This window comes from Rudaea cellulosilytica DSM 22992, assembly GCF_000378125.1.
In the GTDB taxonomy this organism is placed as follows: Bacteria; Pseudomonadota; Gammaproteobacteria; order Xanthomonadales; family Rhodanobacteraceae; genus Rudaea; species Rudaea cellulosilytica.
The window spans coordinates 509,097-524,028 of record NZ_KB899242.1; the positions used below are offsets into that span (position 1 = coordinate 509,097).

The following is a 14,932-nucleotide window of genomic DNA, read 5'->3' on the forward strand; positions in this document are numbered from 1 at the left end:
CATGAGCCTGCTCGTCAAGGCGCGCCGCGACGCGCAGCATATGATCCGCATCACGCCGGAATCTGCCGGTTGGCGCCATGTCGGCTTCGACGCCTGGCGCCTCGACGCAGGCGACGAGCTGCGCATCGACATTCCCGACGATCGCGAAGCCTGCCTGGTCGTGCTGCGCGGATCCATCGATTTCGAAGCCGGCCCATTGCACCGGGAAAACTTCGGCGGACGCGACAGCGTGTTCACCGCGCAACCGCCGCACGCCTTGTATGCGCCCCCGCGGACAAGCGTGCGTGTACGCGCGTGCGACAGCGTCGAACTCGCTCTCGCCAGTGCGCCGGCAACGGGTCGCTATCCGGCGCGCGTGATCGAACCCGCGTCGATGCAGCAGTCGACGCGCGGCACCGGCACGAACGAACGCTATATCTGCGACGTGCTGCCGCAGACCGAGGCCGCCGAATCGCTGCTCGTCGTCGAGGTGCGTACCCCCGCCGCGCATTCGTCGAGCTATCCGCCACACAAGCACGACGTCGACGATCCGCCGCACGAAACCCAGCTCGAAGAGGTTTACTATCACCGCATCGACCCATCGCAAGGCTTCGCCCTGCAGCGCGTCTATACCGACGCACGCGACCTCGACGAAACGATGGCGGCGCACGACCACGACGTCGTCCTCGTCCCGCGCGGCTACCACCCCGTGGTGATGCCGCACGGCTACAACGGCTACTACCTCAACGTCATGGCCGGCCCACGCCGCGAGTGGCGCATGCGCAACGATCCGACGCACGAGTGGATGTTGAAGTAGGCGTCCAACCGCACGCTAGCGAGAGCGTGCTTCGTCGGCGAACAATCTGCCGATCTGCGCGAACAGCTTGAGGTCATCGAGCGAGTCCTCGAGTGTGGTCTTGACTGGAGCGCCGTTGACCACGGCCTCGTAGAAAGCATCGAGCTCGCCACGGAACGGGTCCTCGTGGAACGGTCCGACAATCTCGGTCACCGTTTCGCGCTCGCTCGAGCGCGTGATCTCCAATCGTGTCGGCAGATGGCGGACATACGGCGTATCGTAGTTGATGCGGAACATCGCGCGATCGCAGAGCACGTCGATGCCGGAATCGAAGCGCGCAATGTTATTGGTCACCGCCTCATACACCGCGGTGAAATGGCCGTAGTCGAACAGCACGGCGATCGCCTCGCCGCCGTTGCACTGGCGCGCGGCGAAGATCTTGGGCGTACCGAGCAGCTCGCGCATCGCCGAGAAGCTGTGCGAGGATAGGCCGGTCAGCACCTGGTAGCCGCGCACGACCGCGGCCGGTGCATCGGCACCGACTACGGCGCGCAGCATCGCCTGCGTGCGCGCCCTGCCCTCGTCGATCACGGCCGGCGGCACGTCGGTCGGTTTGAATACGGGCCGCGTCTGCGCAACGAAGAACGGCGCCTCGCAGATCAGATCGCGCACGCGCACGTGCTGTACTTCGCTCAGCGCCGGCAGGCGCTTCTTCAGTTCTAGGAACGGCCGCGCGAAGCGGCGCATATAACCGACGAAGATCGTCTTCGCGTAGCCGCGCCCACGCTCGATCAGCGGCAGCAACTGCTCGACGTTGAGGCAGACTGGCTTCTCGATGAAGACGTGCTTGCCTGCATCCATGGCGCGCGCTAGCAGATCGGCGTGCAAATGATCGGGCGTGAGGATGAACACCGCGTCGACGTTTTTGTCGTCGATCAGCGTTTCGGCATTGGCATGCGTGCGTGCGCCGTAACGCTGCGCGATATGCGCGGTCAGACTGGGCGATACGTCGCTGACTGCGGCGATCTTATAGCGCGCGTCGTCCGCGAGTAGCGGTAGGTGCATGAGCTGGGCAACTTCTCCCAAGCCGATCAGTCCAACGCGGATCGTCATTGCACGCTCCCGCTCAGCGACTGGAGGAACTGCAGGTTCTTGCGCGCGAGAAAAACCGGCTCCTCGATCTGCGTCGAGCTCCAGTCCTGCTCGATGATGCACGGTCCTGCGTAGTTCTTTTCGGCCAGCAACTTCATCACCGCGCGAACATCCACTGCACCGTCCGTGAGCGGCGCGAAGATGCCTGCTTCGGACGCCTGCGCCGTGTCGATCTCGCCGCGCACGAGGCGCTCGCGCACGTTCGCATCGACGCTCTTGAAATGTACATAGCCGATGCGCGACCAGACCTTGCGCATGTACGCCGCCGGGTCTTGTCCCCAGGCCGCATGGTGACCGGTGTCGAAGCAGAGATTGACCTCGGTATCCTGCAGCAGACGATCGATCTGCGCCTCACGCTCGACGCAGGTGCCGAGGTGCGGATGGAATGTCATGGCAATACCGTAGTCCTCAGCCAGACGTTGCTGCGCGTCGCGCACCATGCCGACCACGGTCTTCCAACCGGCCTCATCGACGACGCCGCGCCTGCCCGGCGGATACCAGTTGCCCTCGTCCATGATGACGACATGCTTCGAGCCCGCATCGCTGACGAGCTTGCCGAGCTGGTCGATCGTCGCAAGCAGCGCATCGCGCGTCGACGGATCGGCGAGTGTGTGCACGTGCGTCGCCCCCGTGAGCTGGAGCCCGCGCGAGTCCAACGCATGCTTGAGCTGCGCGGCGTCGGTCGGCAGAAAGCCGAGCGGACCGAGCTCGGTTGTCGCATAGCCTGCTTCGCGCACCTGGTCGAGATATTGGTCGGGCGTGTAGCGGTTGTCTTTCGGATAGTAGATGCCCCAGGAACAAGGGGCGTTGCCGATCGATAGCATGGTCGTACCTCTGCTGATGAAAATGAGGTTCTAGTTCGACGGGTCTTCCGCAGCACCCGGGATGCGTACGCCTTGTGCGTCGAATAACGTGAACCGGTCTGCATCGAACGCGAACGCGGCATCACTCTCGATGCGCAACGAGGCATCGCCGAATATGCGCGCGGTGACACGAACGCCGCCGTCGAGATCGAGCGTGACGAGACTTTCCGGCCCCATCGCTTCGTTGGCGAACAGCTTGCCATGCAGGCGGTTCGTGGCGACATCGCCTGCGGTGATGCGCAGGTGCTCGGGACGTACGCCGACGGTGACGCGATCGCTGCGTTCGAGTGCTAGGTCGAGTGCCGGCCAACTCACGATCGGCGCCATTTGCAGTCCTGCACCGCGCAGCGCGACATCATGTCCGTTGCGCGTCGCCTGCGCCGCCACCAGGTTCATCGGCGGATCGCCGACGAAACCGGCAACGAACGTCGTCGCCGGCCGCCGGTAGATTTCGAGCGGCGGCGCGTACTGCACGATGTCACCCGCGCACATCACTGCGATGCGCGTCGACAGCGCCATGGCCTCGGCCTGGTCATGAGTCACGTAGACCGCGGTCATGCCGCGGCTGCGTTGCAGGTGATGCAGGAACGCCCTCGCCTCCACGCGCATGCGCGCGTCGAGATTCGACAGTGGCTCGTCGAACAGGAACGCGGCGGCCGGATGCACGAGAGCGCGCGCGAGCGACGTGCGCTGCTGCTGGCCACCCGAGATTTGTGCGGGCAGACGGTCGAGCAGTTGGCCGATATGCAACACTTCGGCGATCTCGCGCGCCTTCTCGTGTCGCGTCGCCTCGGCGACACCGCGCACCTTGAGCGGATAGGCGATGTTGTCGGCGATCGTCATGTGCGGGTAGAGCGCGTAGTCCTGGAACACCATGCCGATGTTGCGGTCTTTCGGCTGCGCACAAGTGACATCGCGGCCACCGATGCGAATGCTGCCGCGGCTCGGCTGCTCGAGGCCGGCGATCATGCGCAGCGTCGTCGTCTTGCCACAGCCGGAAGGCCCGAGCAGGCAGACGAATTCGCCGTCGTCGATCGCGAGGTCGATCTCGCGGATCGTGTCGACCGCGCCGAAGCTCTTGCCGATCTTGTCGAGTTGGATCGATGCCATGAAAAGCCTCAGGATTTGATTCCGCCGAAGAAGCGGAACCCGTATTTGCGGTTGACGTACCAGTACAGCGCGATCACCGGCAGCGAGTACAGCACCGAGTACGCGGCGAGCAGCGGCACGATCGGCGTACCGGCCTGCGAATAGAACGAATAGATCTCGACCGACGCGGGCATGCGCTGCTCACTGCGCAGGAGCACGAACGGAATCAGAAACCCGCCCCAGACCTGAACGAAAGCCCAGACTGCGGCGATCGTCACGCCGGGCCGCAACACGGGCACGACGACGTCGACGAACGCACGCCATTGCGAAGCACCGGCGACGAGCGCCGACTCCTCGTAGCCGCGTGGAATGCTCGCGATGAAGTCGCGCAGGATAAACATGGCCGTGGGCAACAAGCCGCCGGCGAAGACGAGGATCACAGCGAGCTGGGTATCGATCAGGCCGAGCGCGTTGACGATCAGGAAGATCGGCACCATCGCCGCCGAACCCGACACGACCGAGGAGAACAACAGCAATACATATTCGATGACGCGCTTGCCGCGCAGCGTCGTGCGCGCGAGCGCATAAGCGGCCAGCGTCGCGGTCGTCGCCACGAGCAACACCGTGCCGAAGGCCTGCAGCAGCGAGTTGAGCAACGCACCGACAGCAGCGCCATTGGCGAATACGCGTGCGAAGTTCGCCAGGGTCGGCGGCTTCGGCAAGGCCAGATCGAGATCGGCCTGCGCATTGAACGGCGCGAACACGAACCAGATCAGCGGCAGCGCGAAGGCAACACCGAGCAGCGCCGCGCAGACGCTGAAGACGATGCGCGAAACCAACTTACGACGGTTCATGCGGCCTTCCCCTTCTTGCGCAGGCCGCGTTGCGCCAGGCGCAGATACGCAAGCGAAAACGCCAGGTTGATCAGCATCACGATCACACCGATCGCCGCGCCCTTGCCGAACTCGAAGCTCTTGAACGCGATGCGGTAGGTGTAGATCGGCAGGATATCGCTCTCGAACGATGGCCCACCCGCGGTCAGGAGGAACGGCGTGAACACGTTGAACGTCCACATCGTGATCAGGATCAGGTCAGTGACGATGTGCCCGCGGATCAACGGCAGAACGATGTCGCGCAGCTTCTGCCAGCTCGAGGCACCGACCACATCGGCAGTTTCAAGATAGCTCGGCGGAATCGACTGCAGCGCCGCGTCGAACAGCATCATCGAGAACGCCGCGCCGCGCCAGGCGTTGAACATGCAGATGGTCAGGAACGGATGTTCGATCAGGAAATCGGCTGCAGGAAAGTTCAATCCGCGCAGCAGCTGGTTGAGCGTGCCCGCGTCGCGATCGAGATAAGCGAACCAGGCGAAGCCGACGACGACATCCGGCAGGATCCAGGCGAGCATGACGATGCCATGCAGCAGCGACTTGGCGCGCGGCGACAGCTCGCGCGAGATCCAGGCGAGCACGAGTCCGAGCAGGACCTGCCCGCATAGAGCTGAAAACACGACGAACTGGATCGTCAGCCATAGCGACGGGCCGAAACCGCCTTGGCCCCAGAAAGTGGCCGGATCGAACAGATCGAGATAGTTTTTCAGGCCGACGAACTGCGGATGCAGCGCGTTCGCACCGAGCAGGCTGCGGTTGCTGAAGCTGACCGCGATGATCCAAAAGAACGGAAACACGACGAACAGACCGATCAGCAGTGCGGCGGGCGTCATGAACGCCACGCCGGTGCGTGAAGACACCTTGGCGCCGCGCGAACTCACGAGCCGCTCCCCTGTGGCAGATCGAGCGCGACGACGCGGTCCGCGCCGACGATCTGCTTCATCGCGGCCGCATATTCGGCCATCGCCGCGCGCGGCGAGAGCTTTCCGGCGATGACGCTCTCGGTCATGCGCTGAATCTCGGCCGAGACTTTCTCGTAGTCGGCGTCGATCGGCCGGATCGTCGTCAGCGGCAAAAGCTCGCGCCCGCTCTCGCGCAGGAACTGCGAATGCGGCGGCAGCACGTCGTCGCGCACGCAGAGATGTTCATTGAACTCCTGATAGCGACGCAGCGTCGGCGCCGAATTCATGAACGCGAGCAGCGACCAGGCCTCGCGCGGCTGCCTTGAATGCGGGTTGAGCACAAAGCTGTTGCCACCCGAGACGCTGACGAAATCCTGCCCGCGCACCGCGCTGCCCGGCGTGCGCGCCGGCATCTTCGTCCAACCGACGAGCGCGTCGCGATCGGCGATCGGGAAATCGCCCTGCGGATCGATCGCGGCGTAGTAGAACCAGTTGCTCTCGACCAGGATCGCACTTTTGCCGTGCTGGAAATCGGTGAAACTGCGGTTGCGCCCGCTGACCAGGCGTTGCGTGCGCGCCTCGCCGAGCTTCTCACCGATGTACACGACCTTGTAGAAATCGAGCGCGGCGAGCATGCCCGGACTCTGCACGATCCAGCGGCCCTGCGCATCGCGCAGTTCCTCGCCGGTACCGGCGAGCAGCATCAGCCAGCCCTGCATCGTCGTCGCCTCGCCCATCGCGACGCCGGCATTGATCTGCAACGGAAAACTTGCCGGTTCTTTCTGCTTCAGCTTGCGCGCAGCTTCCAGGATGTCGTTCCACGAACGCGGCCGCCACTGATCCGCATCGAGTCCTGCGGCGCGAAACAAATCGCGACGATAGAAAATCATGCGTACATCGGTCTGCTCTGGCACGCCGTAACGCTTGTCGCGAAAACGCACGAGCGCCTGCGCGCTGTCGGGGATATGCGTCCAGCCATCCCATGCATCCGCCTCGGGACCGGCGACTTCGTCTAGAGGCTTGAGCAGGCCCGCGTCGACGAACCCGGGAATCTGGAATCCGTCGAACTCGGCGAGATCGGCGCCTTGGCCAGTAGCGAAGTCCAGCGCGAGCTGCTGCGACATCTGCTCGGCGCTGCCGGCGAATTCGCGCAACTTGACCGCCACATCGCGACCCTGTGCCTTCGCCACGGCGACATAGCCGGGGATCACGACCTGCTTGAGCCAGCGCGCCTCGGATCCGTTCACGCCGCCCTCGACGCAGCGACAGGCGATAGACACTTCTGTCGGCGCCGCCCGCACCATCGCCCACGCGGCCACGCCAAACAGCAACGCCATGGCACGCGCGCAACCACGCACGAACGAGGCGCGACGCGTCAAGCGGATGTGCAGCATCGCCGGCATTGCTATTCTGTACTCCTGCGCAAGGCAGAATTCAGGGACGTCGAGCTTAAGCATGCCGCAACGCTATTGCAATTTGCATTGCAAAATTTAAATATTTGGAATGCAAATTCCAAATATTGGACTGCCATGACTGCGTCGACCATCCACCTCGTTTTCAAGACGCACCTCGATATCGGCTTTACCCAGCTCGCGGAGCGTGTGCGCCGGCAATACCACGACGTCTTCATTCCCGGCGCGATAGACACCGGCGAGCACTTCCTGCGCGAAGACCCGAACCAGCGCCTGTTCGTCTGGACCACCGGCGCCTGGCTGATCTGGGATCATCTGGAAACGCAGCCGCCCGAACGCGTGCGCCGGCTCGAACGTGCGATCGACCACGGTCTGATCCGCTGGCATGCGCTGCCGTTCACCACGCACACCGAACTGATGTCACCAGCACTGTTTCGCGCGGGATTGACGTATGCGCAGGAGCTCGACCGCCGCTTCGGCGTGAAGACGATCGCGGCGAAGATGACCGACGTGCCGGGCCACACGCTCGGCATCGTGCCGCTGCTCGCGCGCGCAGGGGTGAAATTCCTGCATATCGGCGTGAACACCGCATCGACCCCACCCGACGTGCCCGACCTGTTCCGCTGGCGCGCGCCCGGCGGAGAGGAAATCCTCGTCGCCTACCAGAAGAGCTACGGCTCGACCCATTTCGTCGATGGCACCGATCTCGCCCTGAGTTTTGCGCATACCAACGACAACATCGGCCCGCAAAGCGTCGGCCAGGCGGTGGACTGCCACCGCGACCTGCACGACGAATATCCCGACGCCGAGATCCGCGCCTCGACGCTTGATGCCTTTGCCGAGGCTATCTGGCCGCTGCGCGAACGCTTCCCGTTGATCGACCGCGAGATCGGCGATTCCTGGATCCACGGCATCGGCACCGACCCGGTGAAAGTCTCGCGCTTCCTCGACCTGCAGCGGCTCTATGACCGCTTCGATGAAGAAGGTCTCACACCGCAACGCGCCGCATTCGGTCGCCGCCTCTGCCTCGTGCCGGAACATACCTGGGGCGTCGACATCAAGACCTATCTGCGCGACGAGACCCATTGGGATCGCGACGACTTCGAGCGTGCGCGCCGCGACGATCCACGCTTCGCGTTCTGCGAATCGTCGTGGGACGAACAGCGCGCGTATCTCGACACGGCTGTCGACGCGCTCGACGACGAGGATCGCGCGCTGGCGAATGTCGTCACCGACGCAACCAGTCCGACCATCGGTGCAGCGGTTGCCGGCGGGTCTGCGACAACGGTGTCTGAGATCGATATCGGCGGCTGGGGCCTCGTCATCGACCCAATCTCGGGCGCGTTGCAGAGTCTGTCGTCACCGGGCGGCGCAAGCATGGCGGGCGACAACCTGATCGCCTACGTCTACGAAAGCTACGACGCCAACGATGTCGCCACGCATATGCGCACCTATCTGACCGATCGCGTGCGCTGGGCGCTGCTCGACCATGGCAAGCCCGGGCTCGAGCAGGCACGCACGGCACGGTCGGCGCGCTACACCACCGAGTTGGCCGGCGTCGAACGCGGGCCCGATCGCGTCGTGCTGCATTGGCGCACATCCGCTATCGCGCATGAGCTACTCGGCGCGCCCGAGCAGCTGTCGCTCGACATCCGGCCGCTGAGCGCGACGCAGCTCCGGCTTGAACTCGTGATGCGCGACAAGCCGGCAAACCGCATGCCGGAGGCGAGTTTTCTCGCATTCGCGCCAGCCAGTGCGCAAGAATGGCAACTGCACAAGCTCGGCATCTGGCTGCCGGCCGCCGAAGTCGTGCGCAACGGCGGCGGTGCGCTGCAGGCCGTGTCCGCACTGCGGGCGAAACTGTCTTCCGGCGCGACGCTGCAGATCACGCCGTTCGATTCGCCGCTGATCGCTCCCCTCGATGCTCCATTCATGGCGTTCACGAGCGCGCCGCCGGATTTCTCCGCGGGCGTCCGTTTCAACCTGCACAACAACAAGTGGGGCACGAACTTTCCGATGTGGTGCGCGGGCACGCTGCGCTTCCGTTTCGATCTGGAAATCTCGTAGCCGAGCGACTCGAGGACGCCGCGCGCGAGTTGCCGCGCTGACATCTTGGCAACATAAAACATCGCTAGATTCGTATCTCGTCTGCGCCTGCCGAAACGCTCCACCAAGGCAGACGCTTGTACGTAAATAGAATTTTTTTTCCAACTGACACAATGTTGCAATGCAAATTGCAATAGAGTTTGCCGGTACCTATGCTCGCTCGGCCTGACCGGCGCGCACCACACGCTGTCTCCCTCCCCGTTGCCAATGTCTTTCACTCCGGAGATTCCGTTCATGTGCCACTACCGCATTCTGACCTTGTGCAGCACACTCGCCCTGTCCTGCGTTCTCGCAACAGCCGCACGCGCAACCGACGCCACGCCCACGCCGGCGGACGCGGCTGCCGCCGCGCCGGATCCGCAGACCGCACCATCCGATGCGTCGGCGAAAACGACTCAGAACATGGAGTCGGTCGTCGTCACCGGTCGCGCCGGCGTCGATGCGCGGACCAAGGAGCAGACCAGCTATTCGATCACCCAGATCGGCGAGGAAGCGCTGCGTCTGCAGGCGCCGACGAGCGTTACCGAATCGCTGAAGTCCGTGCCCGGCTTCTGGGTCGAGGCATCGGGAGGCGAAGCGAGTGGCAATGTGCGCGCGCGAGGCATTCCGGTCGACGGCTTCGGCTCGATCACTTTGCTCGAGGACGGCGTACCGATCCAGCACGATCCGGGCCTGACTTGGTACAACGTCGACCAGGTGTTCCGCCTCGACGAAACGATCGACGGAATCGAAGTCGTGCGCGGCGGTCCGTCGTTCCTGTTCTATCCGAACGCACCCGCGGCGGCAGTCAACTACATCCCGCGCAAGGTCGGCGACGAGGCTTCGGGATTGTTCAAGTACACGTGGGGCGACTACGGCTACAACCGCGCCGACTTCTGGTACGGCGCACCGATCGGCAACACCGGCTGGAAGTATTCATTCGGCGGCTTTTATCGCCAGGCCGATGGGGTCCGCGATCCGGGCTATACCGGCGACAAAGGCGGCCAGTTGCGCGGTACGATCTCCAAGGAATGGGAGGACGGCAAGTTCAGCTTCGACTTGAAGCATATGAACGACCGCGTCGATTTCTACCTGCCGATTCCGCTGCATCGCAATTCTTCGGGCGACATCGTCGCGGTGCCCGGCTTCGACGGCAACTACGATACCGTTGCCGGCCCCGAAACCGCGCATATGACGTTCCACACCAGCGAGGGTCCGTACAACTTCAACGGCGCCAATGGCACCTACGTCAATCGCACCCAGGCGACCGCAAAATTCGAGCAGAAGTTTGGCGACGACTGGAAGTTCTCCGACAGCTTCCGTTACAGCACGACCAATACCAAGCGCAACGGCACGTTTCCGAACTCGGTGCTTTCCGGCATTTCCGAACTTGCCTCGCTAAACACGGCGGCAAACCGCGCCCTGTTCCCCGGAGCGGCGGGTTTCCAGCTGCGTTACACGGACAATCCGAACCAGGTTTTCGATCTCGGTTCGCTCGCCTCATCCGGATCGGGAGCGCTCAACGGCCAGAACGGCAACGGTCTCGTCCTCATCAACCAACTGCGCCCGCTGTGGATGCCGGAGCGCGAGTACAGCAATGACGCGCACGTGTCGACCAAGTTCGATTTCCTCGGCGCGCACGACTTCACGGCTGGCTTCTACTACTCGCATCAGAACATGGACTTCAACCGCGTATCGTCGATCGTACTGACCGATGTGCGCGGCAACGCGCGCCTGCTCGACGTGGTCGCGGTCGATGCGAATGGCAAACCGCTCGGCAGCCTTACTGCTGGTGGCATTCTGCGTAACGGTTCGGAATACGAACGCGATACCGGCAAGCAGGACAGCTACGCGTTCTATCTCGGCGACGAATGGCAGATCACCCACGACTTCCGCCTGGACTTCGGCTGGCGCTGGGACAAGAACGAGATGCACAACACCAACACGACGCGCCTGCCGGCAACGAGCAGCTTCGTCTATAACGGGGTGACCTACTATAACCAGGGCGGCAACTATCTCTGCAATCTGAACGACGGGCTGTTCGCCGACACCCAGGTCGCCTGCGCGAACCCGAACAATCCGTTCACCACGACCGACCACTCCTTCAGCAAGTCCGGCTGGACGATCGGCGCGAACTACCAGTTGACCGATCGCGCAGGCCTGTTCGCGCGCTATACCTCGACTTATCGCCTGCCGAACTTCAGTACGTTCGTCGCCAACTCGCTCGCGCTGCCGATCACGCAGACCATGGACCTCGGTGAGGTCGGCGCGAAGTGGGGCAGCGAATGGGCGACGTTGTACGCTACCTGGTTCTATACCAAATACGACAACGTCACCTTCAGCACGCAGGTTCTGGCCCCGGACAACGTGACACTGCTCGCGCAGACCGCGGTCGCCCAGACCAAGACCACTGGCTTCGAGCTCGAAGGCGATATCACCCCGACCGCCTGGTTCGACCTGCATTTTTCCGCAACGATCGAAGATCCGAAGTACCAGAATCTGCGCGCGACGATCTACAGCAGGGACTCCAGCGGCAATCTCGTGCCGACGATTTCCGACTTCAGCGGCAATCAGCTGATCCGCGTGCCGAAAGTGAGCTATCGCCTGGCGCCGCGCCTCATGCTGCTCGACAACAAGTTGCAGTTGCAATTGTCGTACGAGTACGAAGGCAAGCGCTATTCGGACACGGCCAATTTGTCGGTACTACCCGAGTACCACGTCATCAACGCGAGTGCGGAATACGACATCAACGAGCGCGTGAGCGTTTTCGGCTACGTCGACAACCTCACCAACTCCGTCGGCCTGACCGAAGGCAATCCGCGCTCCGGCGACGTGATCTCGACCGACGCGGGCAAGACCGTGTTCCTCGCGCGTCCGCTGCTCGGCCGTGCCTATCGCCTGTCGCTCATGTACAAGTTCTGATCGCACCCTGCGGTGAATGCCTCATACCAATAACATGCGCGCGCAAACACTCTCTCCCCCAGCCGACATCGGGGGAGAGATTTTCGCGACATTCTTCCGCAGCGCGCGCCATTCACGTCGCTCCGTTGCCGGATTTTCCGGCGCCTTGCTTGCCATCGGTACGCTGTCTTCTCCTTGCTTGGCTGCGGCGAAAACCGACTGCAATCTCTCCGCCACCAGCGCTGCCCAGGCCGGCGACAGCGCCTGCTCGCGCGCCTGGATCGATGCCAACCTGCGCCTCGACGACATCCAGGTGATCGGCACGCACAACAGCTACAAGCAGCGCATGCCGCCCGAGGAATTCACCGCTCACCACGCGCTGGACGCGCACGGCGCTGACACCCTCGACTACGGCCACCGCCCGCTCGACGAACAGCTCGACGCGGGCATGCGCGAGCTCGAACTCGATGTCTGGGACGATCCGCAGGGTGGCCGCTGGCTGCATCCGCCGGGCGCGCTGCGCCAAGGCTTTTCCTCGCCGCCTTGGCCGCCCGCACAGGCCGAGCAGATGACCAAGCCGGGTTTCAAGGTCATGCATCTGGCCGATATCGACTTCCGCTCGACTTGCATGACCTTCGCCGCCTGCCTTTCGATCATCCGCGACTGGTCCACCGCGCACCCGCGCCACGCACCGATCACGATTCTGATCAACGCCAAGGACGGGAAACTCGGTCCCGGCTCGGTTGCCGCGCTCAAGTTCGACGAGGCCGCGTTCGACCGGCTCGATGCCGAGATCCGCAGCGTGTTCCAGCCCGCGCAATTGATCACGCCGGGCGACATCCAGGGCAAATTCCCGACGCTGCGCGACGCCGCGCGCGCCGGCCATTGGCCCACGCTTGGCCAAGCGCGAGGGCGCATCCTGTTCGCGCTCGACGAGAGCGACGACAAGATCGCACTCTATCGCGGTGCGCGCAAATCACTCGAAGGTCGGGCGATGTTCGCCACGGTCAAGGAAGACTCGCCCGCCGCAGGCTACATTACCCTGAACGACCCGATTGCGGACCAGGGACGCATCCGCACCGCGGTAAGTGCCGGGCTGCTCGTGCGCACGCGGGCAGACGCTGATACGTTCGAGGCGCGGCGCAACGACACCGCGCGCCGCGAGGCCGCGTTCGCGAGCGGCGCGCAATTCGTCTCGACCGACTACTTCGAACCCGACCCACGCTTCGGTCCCTATCGCGTACGCTTCGACGGCGGCGCGATCGCACGCTGCAATCCGGTGCGCGCGGCGGCGAAGTGCGCCGGAGTCCCCATCGAGTGATTCTGTGAAAGTGCAAATACTTCTGTTGTCGTTGCTGTTTTCCGTCGCGGCGTTTGCGCAGACCAGCGACAAGCCCGATCTGACCCTGACCGGCAAACTCGACGGCAAGGATAATCAGACCTACAGGCTCGTGCCGTTCGACGTGCCGGCTGGCGTCGATCGCATCACCGTCGACTTCGCCTACACCGGCCGCGACGAAAAGACCACGATCGACCTCGGCCTGCTCGGCCCGGGCGGCTTCAAGAACAATGCGTTCCGCGGCTGGAGCGGCGGCAACAAGAGCCGCTTTACCGTGTCCGCGACCGACGCGACGCCGTCCTACCTGCCCGGGCCGATCGCGCCGGGCCGCTGGAACCTGCTGCTTGGCATCCCGAACATCCGCGAGAAGGCGCACGCCGACTACACGGCAAAAGTGTACTTCTCCAGAAATGGAAAAATTCCCGACCTGCTCGACGAGCCGCTGCGCGCGGAAGCGGGCTGGTACCGCGGTGACCTGCACATGCACGGCGCGCACAGCGACGGCGCGTGCACGCCGCAGAGCGGCAAGGGCAAGAAGGTGCCCTGCCCGCTGTTCCTCACCGCGCAGACCGCGGCCGAGCGTGGACTCGACTTCATCGCGCTTTCCGACCACAACACGGTCTCGCAGGCGAACGCGGTGCGCGAACTGCAGCCGTATTTCGACCGCCTGCTGCTGCTGCCCGGGCGCGAACTGACCACGTTCACCGGCCACGCCAACCTGCTCGGCAATTGGGTGCCACTCGACTTCCGTGTGGGTAGCGCGGACGTGCCGGACTGGAACACGTTGCTGCGCAACGCGGAAAAATTCGGCGGCTTCGTCTCGATCAACCACCCGATCCGGCTTTCCGGCGAGATCTGCATGGGCTGCGGCTGGACCGCGAAACCCGAAGTCGACCTTCGCCTCGTCCAGGCCATCGAAGTCGTCAACACCAACGACGCGGACACGGCGATCTCTGGCATTCCGTTCTGGCAGGCGCAACTCGACAAGGGCTATCGCCTTACTGCGATCGGTGGCAGCGACGACCATAACGCGAAGCAGTGGCACGAAAGCCAAGGCGTGGTCGGCATCGGCACGCCGACCACGGTCGTGCATGCGAAGAACCTTTCCCAGCGCGGCGTGCTCGACGCGCTGCGCGCGGGTCACGTCTACGTCGACGTCTTCGGCAGCAAGGACCGCCACCTCGAACTCACCGCGAAGGGCCAAGGTTTCGACGCGGAAATGGGCGACGAGGTGAAGATCGCGAAAGACGGCAAGGCGGATTTCTTGCTCAAGGTCACCAATGTCGCCGACGGCAGCGTGGAAATCATCGTCGACGGCAAGGTCGCTCCGATGATCGATCAGCCGAAGATTGCCGGCACGTCGCAAGTCTTCGCGTTCGCCTGGGCCAGTGACGGCGGCCGCCACACGCTGCGTGCGAACGTGCGCAATGCCGACGGCAAGCTCGTCCTGATCGGCAATCCGATCTACGTCAATCGTACCGGTACTGCGGCGAAACCTTGATGGCGCAGCGCGTCGCGACTTGC

At 63.7% G+C, this 14,932-nt stretch carries 11 protein-coding genes; 5 read left to right on the forward strand and 6 right to left on the reverse strand.

The window, feature by feature from the left end; genetic code table 11:
* Position 1: 1 nt before the first annotated feature.
* Complete coding sequence (gene iolB, locus F455_RS0112015; protein ID WP_026293323.1) at positions 2–796, forward strand: 5-deoxy-glucuronate isomerase; 795 nt, start codon at positions 2–4, stop codon at positions 794–796.
* A gap of 15 nt (positions 797–811) precedes the next feature.
* Here iolB and F455_RS0112020 read toward each other — a convergent pair whose 3' ends face one another.
* The 6 genes from F455_RS0112020 to F455_RS0112045 are packed head-to-tail and all read right to left on the reverse strand — an operon-like array spanning position 812 to position 7,128.
* Positions 812–1,888, reverse strand: a complete 1,077-nt coding sequence (locus F455_RS0112020; protein ID WP_018973541.1) for a Gfo/Idh/MocA family protein — start codon at positions 1,886–1,888, stop codon at positions 812–814.
* Entirely contained in the window at positions 1,885–2,751 is an 867-nt protein-coding gene (locus tag F455_RS0112025; protein ID WP_018973542.1) for a TIM barrel protein, read from the reverse strand. The genes F455_RS0112020 and F455_RS0112025 overlap by 4 nt, the downstream gene beginning before the upstream one ends.
* Positions 2,752–2,781: 30 nt before the next feature.
* Entirely contained in the window at positions 2,782–3,900 is a 1,119-nt protein-coding gene (locus F455_RS0112030) for an ABC transporter ATP-binding protein (protein ID WP_018973543.1), read from the reverse strand.
* 8 nt (positions 3,901–3,908) lie between these two features.
* Entirely contained in the window at positions 3,909–4,733 is an 825-nt protein-coding gene (locus F455_RS0112035) for a carbohydrate ABC transporter permease (protein WP_018973544.1), read from the reverse strand.
* Positions 4,730–5,650 (reverse strand): carbohydrate ABC transporter permease, encoded by a 921-nt coding sequence (locus F455_RS0112040; protein ID WP_018973545.1) that lies wholly within the window; start codon positions 5,648–5,650, stop codon positions 4,730–4,732. Before F455_RS0112040 ends, F455_RS0112035 begins: the two co-directional genes overlap by 4 nt.
* Positions 5,647–7,128, reverse strand: coding sequence for an extracellular solute-binding protein (locus F455_RS0112045; protein ID WP_211212316.1), 1,482 nt, complete (start codon positions 7,126–7,128; stop codon positions 5,647–5,649). The genes F455_RS0112040 and F455_RS0112045 overlap by 4 nt, the downstream gene beginning before the upstream one ends.
* 72 nt (positions 7,129–7,200) lie before the next feature.
* On the opposite strand from F455_RS0112045, the gene F455_RS0112050 reads away from it, so the two are divergent.
* The 4 genes from F455_RS0112050 to F455_RS0112065 all read left to right on the forward strand — a co-directional run bounded on the left by F455_RS0112050 (position 7,201) and on the right by F455_RS0112065 (position 14,909).
* Entirely contained in the window at positions 7,201–9,150 is a 1,950-nt protein-coding gene (locus tag F455_RS0112050; RefSeq protein WP_018973547.1) for a DUF5054 domain-containing protein, read from the forward strand.
* 246 nt (positions 9,151–9,396) lie between these two features.
* Positions 9,397–12,090 carry a TonB-dependent receptor gene (locus F455_RS0112055; protein ID WP_245539985.1) on the forward strand — a complete coding sequence of 898 codons (2,694 nt, stop codon included), beginning with the start codon at positions 9,397–9,399 and terminating at the stop codon, positions 12,088–12,090.
* Between the two features lie 16 nt (positions 12,091–12,106).
* A complete protein-coding gene (locus tag F455_RS20705; protein WP_211212317.1) occupies positions 12,107–13,390 on the forward strand; it encodes a phosphatidylinositol-specific phospholipase C1-like protein in 1,284 nt (427 codons plus the stop codon).
* A 10-nt stretch (positions 13,391–13,400) separates the two neighbouring features.
* Positions 13,401–14,909 carry a CehA/McbA family metallohydrolase gene (locus tag F455_RS0112065; RefSeq protein ID WP_211212318.1) on the forward strand — a complete coding sequence of 503 codons (1,509 nt, stop codon included), beginning with the start codon at positions 13,401–13,403 and terminating at the stop codon, positions 14,907–14,909.
* Positions 14,910–14,932 lie beyond the last annotated feature (23 nt).

What these genes read in the sequence shown, in the direction of transcription:
- iolB (WP_026293323.1), top strand. Translation starts at nt 2, where the DNA reads ATGAGCCTGCTCGTCAAGGCGCGCCGCGACGCGCAGCATATGATCCGC.
- F455_RS0112020 (WP_018973541.1), bottom strand. Translation starts at nt 1,888, where the DNA reads ATGACGATCCGCGTTGGACTGATCGGCTTGGGAGAAGTTGCCCAGCTC.
- F455_RS0112025 (WP_018973542.1), bottom strand. Translation starts at nt 2,751, where the DNA reads ATGCTATCGATCGGCAACGCCCCTTGTTCCTGGGGCATCTACTATCCG.
- F455_RS0112030 (WP_018973543.1), bottom strand. Translation starts at nt 3,900, where the DNA reads ATGGCATCGATCCAACTCGACAAGATCGGCAAGAGCTTCGGCGCGGTC.
- F455_RS0112035 (WP_018973544.1), bottom strand. Translation starts at nt 4,733, where the DNA reads ATGAACCGTCGTAAGTTGGTTTCGCGCATCGTCTTCAGCGTCTGCGCG.
- F455_RS0112045 (WP_211212316.1), bottom strand. Translation starts at nt 7,128, where the DNA reads ATGCTTAAGCTCGACGTCCCTGAATTCTGCCTTGCGCAGGAGTACAGA.
- F455_RS0112050 (WP_018973547.1), top strand. Translation starts at nt 7,201, where the DNA reads ATGACTGCGTCGACCATCCACCTCGTTTTCAAGACGCACCTCGATATC.
- F455_RS0112055 (WP_245539985.1), top strand. Translation starts at nt 9,397, where the DNA reads ATGTCTTTCACTCCGGAGATTCCGTTCATGTGCCACTACCGCATTCTG.
- F455_RS20705 (WP_211212317.1), top strand. Translation starts at nt 12,107, where the DNA reads ATGCCTCATACCAATAACATGCGCGCGCAAACACTCTCTCCCCCAGCC.